The 1,577-nt window shown below is 53.5% G+C and carries 1 rRNA gene; it reads left to right on the plus strand.

The features are described from left to right. Positions 1-14: 14 nt before the first annotated feature. Positions 15-1,567, plus strand: a 16S ribosomal RNA gene (locus BCT27_RS18490). Positions 1,568-1,577 lie beyond the last annotated feature (10 nt).

Raw genomic sequence — 1,577 nt, forward strand, 5'->3', positions numbered from 1 at the left:
TAACAACAAAATTCTAATTGAAGAGTTTGATCATGGCTCAGATTGAACGCTGGCGGCAGGCCTAACACATGCAAGTCGAGCGGCAGCGACAACAAAGATTCTTCGGATGATTTGTTGGGCGGCGAGCGGCGGACGGGTGAGTAATGGCTGGGAACCTGCCCTGACGTGGGGGATAACAGTTGGAAACGACTGCTAATACCGCATGATGTCTTCGGACCAAAGAGGAGGACCTTCGGGCTTCTCGCGTCGGGATGGGCCCAGTTGGGATTAGCTAGTTGGTGAGGTAATGGCTCACCAAGGCGACGATCCCTAGCTGGTTTGAGAGGATGATCAGCCACACTGGAACTGAGACACGGTCCAGACTCCTACGGGAGGCAGCAGTGGGGAATATTGCACAATGGGCGCAAGCCTGATGCAGCCATGCCGCGTGTGTGAAGAAGGCCTTCGGGTTGTAAAGCACTTTCAGCAGTGAGGAAGGGTAATGAGTTAATACCTCATTATCTTGACGTTAGCTGCAGAAGAAGCACCGGCTAACTCCGTGCCAGCAGCCGCGGTAATACGGAGGGTGCGAGCGTTAATCGGAATTACTGGGCGTAAAGCGCATGCAGGCGGTTTGTTAAGCAAGATGTGAAAGCCCCGGGCTCAACCTGGGAACCGCATTTTGAACTGGCAGGCTAGAGTCTTGTAGAGGGGGGTAGAATTTCAGGTGTAGCGGTGAAATGCGTAGAGATCTGAAGGAATACCGGTGGCGAAGGCGGCCCCCTGGACAAAGACTGACGCTCAGATGCGAAAGCGTGGGGAGCAAACAGGATTAGATACCCTGGTAGTCCACGCTGTAAACGATGTCTACTTGGAGGTTGCGGTCTTGAACTGTGGCTTTCGGAGCTAACGCGTTAAGTAGACCGCCTGGGGAGTACGGTCGCAAGATTAAAACTCAAATGAATTGACGGGGGCCCGCACAAGCGGTGGAGCATGTGGTTTAATTCGATGCAACGCGAAGAACCTTACCTACTCTTGACATCCAGAGAATTCGCTAGAGATAGCTTAGTGCCTTCGGGAACTCTGAGACAGGTGCTGCATGGCTGTCGTCAGCTCGTGTTGTGAAATGTTGGGTTAAGTCCCGCAACGAGCGCAACCCTTATCCTTGTTTGCCAGCGAGTAATGTCGGGAACTCCAGGGAGACTGCCGGTGATAAACCGGAGGAAGGTGGGGACGACGTCAAGTCATCATGGCCCTTACGAGTAGGGCTACACACGTGCTACAATGGCATATACAGAGGGCAGCGAGGCCGCGAGGTGGAGCGAATCCCAGAAAGTATGTCGTAGTCCGGATTGGAGTCTGCAACTCGACTCCATGAAGTCGGAATCGCTAGTAATCGTGAATCAGAATGTCACGGTGAATACGTTCCCGGGCCTTGTACACACCGCCCGTCACACCATGGGAGTGGGCTGCACCAGAAGTAGATAGCTTAACCTTCGGGAGGGCGTTTACCACGGTGTGGTTCATGACTGGGGTGAAGTCGTAACAAGGTAGCCCTAGGGGAACCTGGGGCTGGATCACCTCCTTAACGATACTAT

Origin of the sequence: Enterovibrio norvegicus, assembly GCF_002876705.1 — a bacterium.
Taxonomy (GTDB): Bacteria; Pseudomonadota; Gammaproteobacteria; order Enterobacterales; family Vibrionaceae; genus Enterovibrio; species Enterovibrio norvegicus_B.